Below are 6,454 nucleotides of genomic sequence, written 5' to 3'. Positions count from 1 at the left end.
TCGGGCCGGGTGGTCGGGCCGGGTGGTCGGGCCGGGGGGCTGCCGGGGCCGATGACAGGCGCCGGGATGGATCATCGATGTAGTCGGCCAGCAATGGGCGTCGCGAGTCTTCGGGTCGGGACCGTGCGGTCGTCGCTGTCACCAGCGCCGATCTCGGCCGCAACAGCCATCAAGGCCCGGCCTGACGCCACGAGCGCGGCAGCTCGTCACCGACTCGCACGGATTCGCGTGCTCCTCGGGCCGCAGCCCGCAAGGAGCGATCGTCAGCAGTGAGGGGCCTGTCATGTGGGACACCGTCGACACGCAAGCGCATCCACTGTCACATGAGATGCCCTGCCCCGAGTGCGGGCACCCGTGGCACACCTACCTCCCGTGCTCCGACGAGTGCGCCTGCGCCGCGACCCGACTGCACGACGTGGCTCGGGCCGACTGACGCCGACCCGGTCCCCGGCATCCGGGAGAGGTGCCGGGGATCGTCGAGACGGCGTCGAGGCCGGCCGGCGACTCGAGGAGCCGTACCTGCAGCTCGTCCAACGCACGTAGCCGGAAAGGTCCTTCCCGATGTGTTCGACCGCTGAGCCGGGCGGATCGTCGTACGACCACGCCCGCATCAGCGTGCACGCCGCCTGCCGTCCGCAGGTCCGGGTAGCGAGCCTGTCCCTTGCAGCGTCACGCGTACGGGTTGGGCTGCCTGCGAGCCGGTCCCGATCGACCGCGTCCCGCTGGCAGGTACTGGCTGCCACCGATCTGGATCAGGTCGTCTTCGGGAGTCTCAGCAATGATCGAGCCGCCAGCTCATGCATCAGGATCGTCAACCGCTGCCTCACGTGTGGTCGGTCGCATCGCCGGCCCCCGTCATCCCGGCCCGCCGCCCGGCCGTCAGCGGCTCAGACTCTCCGCGAACCCGGCGCCGGTAGTCGGGGAACTTGTCCAGGAAGCGGGCGACGCTGTCGCAGTAGTTCGCGACCCTCGTCCCGGCGGCGACGAGGTCGTCGAGGGCACTCGCGATCAGTGTCGTCCCCAGACCGTGACCCCGGCGATCCTCTCGGACCACGGCGTGCGTGATCCCGACCTGCTGCAGGTTCTTCTCGTACACCAGCAATGCGACCGAGGTGCCGTCGGCCAACAGCTCGTAGAACCTGTCCTCCGCGTGGTGCACCACCTCGACAACCCCCTGTCCCGCCAGGTCGCCCAGGTCGCCCAGGTCACTCAGAGCGACGGGCTGCCCGGCGTCCGGCCCGTAGCGGGCCGCGGGGGCGGCAGGCCGGCTCGCCGGAGGACCTTCGGTGGGAGCTGCGATCGATGCTGCCGAACTGTCTGAGGTCGTCACGGTTTGATCCTCGTCTCTCCTGCTCGCCGGGGTTGCTGCGGCAGCGGTCCCCGTTCCTGACCCAGTGAGTCGCCCCTCGCGCCGCCGTTCTTACCCTCCTGCGCTGCGGGTTCCCGTGGCCCGGGCGGGCGACGTGGTCGAGTGAACCCGGACGAGTCGCGAGGTCCGTAAGGCCTGCCCGCTCCGGCGTCACCAAGACCAGTGGACGACCCGGTTATCAGCGCGAGAGGCGGGAGGGGCAGATGAGTGTCATCAGCAGGGGATTCGGCGGTCGCGGCAGTGGGTCGGACCCCAGGGTGCCGCCGGGACAGTACGTCACGGACGACTTCCCGGTGCTGTCGGCGGGTCCGACTCAGTACGTCGACACCGAGGACTGGCGCTTCGACATCACGGACATCGACGGCTCGCGCACCACGCTGACGTGGGAGAGGCTAATGGCCCTTCCCAGCGAGGAGTTCACGGTCGACATCCACTGCGTCACCAAGTGGAGCAAGCTGGGCACGACCTGGCGCGGGGTGCCGGTCAGCTCGCTCTTGGACGGCCTCGGCACCGAGGCGGAATATGCTCTCGTCCACTGCTACGGCGGCTACTCCACGAACATCCCGCTCGAGGATCTGCTCGACGGGAAGGCCTGGATCGTCTTCGAGTACGACGGCGGGGAGCTGGACCCGGTTCACGGTGGACCGGCGCGGTTGCTGGTCCCGCATCTGTACCTCTGGAAGTCGGCCAAGTGGGTCAATGGCATCGAGCTGCGTCTGGACGAGCAGCTGGGATTCTGGGAGAGCCTCGGGTACCACGAGTACGGCGACCCGTGGCTGGAACAGCGCTACATCGGCGATTGATGAGCGGAAGCCTGCGACGCGGCGCACTCCGCTGGCTCCGTGCGCGCCTTGAGGCGAGCCGTACGGAGACCACCTCGGCCCGGACGCTCCGGTTGACCGTGCCGGGTTGGTCCGGCCACGAGGCCGGCCAGCACGTCGACGTCAAGCTGACAGCCGAAGACGGTTACAGCGCCCAGCGCAGCTACTCCATCGCGTCGGCCGCCGATGGAGACGGCCTGGAGCTCACGGTCCAGGCCGTCGACAGGGGGGAGGTGTCGCCGTACCTGGTCGAGGTCATGCAGCCCGGCGACGAGCTCGAGCTGCGAGGGCCGATCGGCGGATGGTTCACGTGGTCGGCGAAGCTCTCCGGGCCGATCCTGCTCGTCGGGGGTGGATCGGGGATCGTCCCGCTCATGGCGATGCTTCGACAGCGCATCCGCGCGGGCTCGGCGAGTCCGTTCCATCTCGTGTACTCGGCACGCAGCCCGGACCACGTGTTCTACCAGGACGAGCTGCAGGACATCGGCCGGCGATCGCGGGGCGTGACCATCGACAAGATCTTCACCCGCTCGGGCTCCCTGGGTGACGAGCGATCGCCCGGGCGGCTGAGGGCCGAGGACCTGCCGGCGGCATCGGGGGAGATCTCCCCGGCGACCGGACCCACGGCGTCGGACGCGGCCGGGCGAACCCGCGTGTACGTGTGCGGCCCGACCGCCTTCGTGGAGAGAGCCACGCAGCTGCTGATCGAGCGTGGGCACCCGGCTGACGTAATCCGGACCGAACGTTTTGGCCCCACAGGAGGATGAGATGAACCACCCAGACGACTTCGCACTCGACGGGAACGCCGTCGCCGGGCCGCTATCGGAGATCTTCGGTGTCGACGTCACCTCGATCCGGGTCACCTGCGAAGATTGCGGGGCTACGGCACCCCTGGCCAGGGTCGCCGCGTACGTGCGCGGTCCCGGATCGGTCCTCCGCTGTCGCAGCTGCACCTCGGTCATCGGGCGCTTCGCCAGGAGCCGCGACTCCATCTGGTTGGACCTGCGCGGATCGACCTCCTGGCAGCTCCGCGCGACGTCGTGAGCGGCGGGCCGGACCCGAAGGACTTTCCCGGACCGACGGGTGCGAACCCAGGTCGGGTGAAGTCGGCACGCGTGGCCGTGCTGGGCACGGGCGTCATGGGAGCAGGCGTGGCGCGTTCGCTCCTGAGGGCCGGGCACCGGGTCTCGGTCTGGAACCGGACCCACGACAGAGCCGCGCCCCTGGGGCGGAGCGGTGCGATCGTGACGACCGAAATCGGCGAGTGCGTCCTGGATGCCTCCGTGGTGATCACGCTGCTGTACGACGCCTCCGCCACCCTCGACGTGAAGCCGCACCTCCTCGAGTCGATGGGGCCGGAGGCTGTATGGGTGCAGTCGGCGACCATCGGCCCGGACGGAGCACGACAGGTGGCACGAGGCGTGCGACGGTTCCTCGATGCTCCAGTGCTCGGGACCCGAGGACCGGCGGAAGCCGGTCAGCTGGTCAGCCTCGTCTCGGGTGCCGCTGACGTGGCGGCCGCAGCCAGGCCTGTCATCGACGGCTACAGCAGTAGGGTCGTCGAGGCCGGTCCCGAGATCGGACGCGCGAGTGCGCTCAAGCTGGTCTGCAACGCCTGGGTCGATCTCCTCGTCGCGGGGGTGGGTCAGTCGATCGCGATGGCCGAGCAGCTCGACCTGGATCCCGCCCTGTTCCTGCGGGCGATCGAAGGTGGACCGGTCGACGCGCCGGTCGCACAGGCCAAGGGTGCCGCCATCCTCGATGATTCGACGGGAGTTCCCTCCTTCGCACTCCCCGGCGTGGTGAAGGACATCGGTCTGATGTTCTCAGCGGTCGCTGCGACCGAGCTACGCACCGAGCTGATGGTCGCGATGCGCGATGCGTACGAGAGGGTCGAGGAGACGGAGTACCGCGACCACGACATGGCCGCAGTCTGGCGGGGATTCCTCCGCTAGGACGGATAGGCCGGCGAAAGATCGGGCCGGGGCGACGGCACCCACAGGACACCCGGGCACAGCGCTCAAGCCGGCCATCACGTGCCGGGGCGCTCGCAACGGTGGGGGCGGTGCACGTGCGCCCGCACTCCGAGTGCCCTGCGCAACCACCACATCGAACAGGTGCAGCTCATGCAGGCAGCCAACGGATCCGTCCGAGTGATCATCAATCCGATCTCCACGCAGTTCGAGGCCGTCCGAGGTGCGGAGGCGGTCGGAGTCCTGGCCTACGAGCGCGCGGGCAAGCGCTTCGACCTGCGTCACACCTTCGTGCCGAAGAGTCAGCGCGGGCAGGGGGTCGCCGGCGCGCTGGTGAAGGGTGCCCTCGACGCCATCCGCGTGTCCGGCGGGGCCATCACGCCATCGTGCACGTACGTCGAGTCGTTCGTCCAAGCGCATCCCGAGTACGCGGACCTGATCGATCCGGAACCCTTCCCGAGGCGAGAGGAGCCGTCGGCCGCTCCGTCGCCGCTCGCCGACATCACGGACCGCACCCGGATGGACCTCGTCAACGTGCAGATCGACGAGATCGCCAGCAACCGACTCGTCCTCCGGCCCTGGTCCCTCGACGACACCGACAGCGCGCTGCCCATCTACCAGGACGAGGAAGTGGTCCGGTGGACGCTGCCGCCCATCGGCCCTGAGCCGGACCGGAACGCGATGCGTCGTCGAATTGACGGGTGGATCTCTGAGTCCAACCGGGCGCCGCATCCGCAAGGGCGGTGGGCCATCGAGCTCGCCGACTCTGGTGCGCTCGTCGGTGGAACGTCGCTCTTCGACCTGGCCCTCGACGGCGTCGAGGTGCTCACGATGTCGTGGGAGCTGGCCTCGTCGGCGACCGGGCACGGCCTGGCGGCCGAGGCCGGGCATGCGCTGCTGCACTTCGCGTTTCAGCTGAGCAACGCGCGCGCGGTCCATTCCGTGGTGCAGCGCGGCAACCGTCGCGGCGTGGCGACCCTGCAGAGGCTCGGGATGGTCCGACTGTCGGGAGCTCACCTGCTCCACGGACGCGAGGTGGATCTGTACGCCGTGAATCGGGACGACCTCGAACTGAGTGCCGCCCGCCGGTCGCTCAGCCTGACCGATTGACGGACTGACCGGGGCCGGCTTGCACGCCGTCGGCGAGTTCCTCGACGACGCGAGGCGCGCGCACTCCACCGGCTCCGCGTGTGTGACGTGGGCCGGGACCCGTGCTCTCCCTGATTCGAACGACCCGCACAGAGGTCAAGCGTGGCACAAGCCGCTGAACGGCCGGCCCACCGTCAACCAGGGAGGCGACCATGCCCGACGTCCACCACCGCTACGCCACGATCGACGGCCATCAGATCTTCTATCGGGAGGCCGGATCGACTGCGGCGCCGACAGTCGTCCTGCTGCACGGATTTCCCACGAGCAGTCTCATGTTCCGCAACCTGCTGCCGGCGCTGGCCGACCGCTTCCACGTGATCGCGCCGGATCATCTCGGCTTCGGACTCTCCGATGCCCCCTCGGTCTTGGAGTTCGACTACACGTTCGACGCGCTGACTGATCTCACCAGCGCGCTGCTGGAGCACCTGGGAGTCGACCGGTACGCGCTCTACGTCCAGGACTATGGCGCGCCGATCGGGTGGCGCCTCGCGCTGCGGACCCCGGAGGCCATCACCGCGATCATCAGTCAGAACGGCAACGGCTACACCGACGGCTTCGTCGAGAGCTTCTGGATGACGGTCTGGGCCTACCAGGCCGAGCAGAACGCAGACACCGAGGCGGCGATCCGTACGGCCCTCAGCCTCGAAGCGACCAAGTGGCAGTACCTGACCGGAGTCCCGGACGAGACGCTCGTCGCGCCGGAGATCTGGTTGCACGACTTCGCACTCCTCTCCCGCCCGGGCAACGACCAGATCCAGCTCAAGCTGTTCCGGGACTACGCGACCAACGCCCCTATGTATCCGGAGCTCCACGACTACCTGCGAACCAGCGCGGTTCCGCTGCTTGCCGTGTGGGGCAGCGGTGACGAGATCTTCGGCCCGGAGGGCGCCAAGGCGTTCGCCGCCGACGCCGTCGCTCCAGAGATCCACCTCCTCGAAGGAGGGCACTTCCTGCTCGAGACCGCCAACGACGATGTCGCGAGGCTCGTCAGGGACTTCCTCGACCGCCGGCTGCCCGACACTCCCGGGTGACTGCCACATCGATGTGCAACGCGGCTCCCGACCGGGCAGGTCCGGCTGACCGGGCACCCCCCTGATGCGAAGCAGCGCAGCCGCGACGAACGTAGCCAGGGCGGGGTCGCC

General features: G+C 69.0%; 7 protein-coding genes. 6 read left to right on the top strand and 1 reads right to left on the bottom strand.

Going from position 1 to position 6,454, the window contains the following annotated elements:
- Nucleotides 1-823: 823 nt before the first annotated feature.
- On the bottom strand, nucleotides 824-1,330 hold the full coding sequence (locus tag PZ894_RS22370) for a GNAT family N-acetyltransferase (protein ID WP_275748194.1): 507 nt from the start codon (nucleotides 1,328-1,330) through the stop codon (nucleotides 824-826).
- A gap of 242 nt (nucleotides 1,331-1,572) precedes the next feature.
- Here PZ894_RS22370 and PZ894_RS22365 point away from each other — a divergent pair, with 242 nt between their 5' ends.
- The 6 genes from PZ894_RS22365 (at nucleotide 1,573) to PZ894_RS22340 (ending at nucleotide 6,343) form a co-directional block, all read left to right on the top strand.
- Nucleotides 1,573-2,172 (top strand): molybdopterin-dependent oxidoreductase, encoded by a 600-nt coding sequence (locus tag PZ894_RS22365; RefSeq protein WP_275748193.1) that lies wholly within the window; start codon nucleotides 1,573-1,575, stop codon nucleotides 2,170-2,172.
- Nucleotides 2,172-2,957, top strand: coding sequence for a ferredoxin reductase (locus PZ894_RS22360; protein WP_275748191.1), 786 nt, complete (start codon nucleotides 2,172-2,174; stop codon nucleotides 2,955-2,957). The genes PZ894_RS22365 and PZ894_RS22360 overlap by 1 nt, the downstream gene beginning before the upstream one ends.
- Before the next feature lies 1 nt (nucleotide 2,958).
- A complete protein-coding gene (locus tag PZ894_RS22355; RefSeq protein ID WP_275748189.1) occupies nucleotides 2,959-3,234 on the top strand; it encodes a DUF6510 family protein in 276 nt (91 codons plus the stop codon).
- Nucleotides 3,231-4,145: an NAD(P)-dependent oxidoreductase gene (locus PZ894_RS22350; protein ID WP_345799167.1), complete on the top strand. Its 915-nt coding sequence runs from the start codon at nucleotides 3,231-3,233 to the stop codon at nucleotides 4,143-4,145. The genes PZ894_RS22355 and PZ894_RS22350 overlap by 4 nt, the downstream gene beginning before the upstream one ends.
- A gap of 171 nt (nucleotides 4,146-4,316) precedes the next feature.
- Nucleotides 4,317-5,273, top strand: a complete 957-nt coding sequence (locus PZ894_RS22345; protein WP_275748186.1) for a GNAT family N-acetyltransferase — start codon at nucleotides 4,317-4,319, stop codon at nucleotides 5,271-5,273.
- Between the two features lie 191 nt (nucleotides 5,274-5,464).
- The gene (locus tag PZ894_RS22340) at nucleotides 5,465-6,343 is read left to right on the top strand and encodes an alpha/beta hydrolase (RefSeq protein ID WP_275748184.1); all 879 of its coding nucleotides are present in this window, start codon (nucleotides 5,465-5,467) and stop codon (nucleotides 6,341-6,343) included.
- Nucleotides 6,344-6,454 lie beyond the last annotated feature (111 nt).

The sequence above is a fragment of the Nocardioides sp. YIM 152315 genome, assembly GCF_029210375.1.
In the GTDB taxonomy this organism is placed as follows: domain Bacteria; phylum Actinomycetota; class Actinomycetes; order Propionibacteriales; family Nocardioidaceae; genus Nocardioides.
The sequence above is the reverse complement of the archived record's forward strand: the minus strand, read 5'-3'. Positions and strand labels throughout refer to the sequence as shown.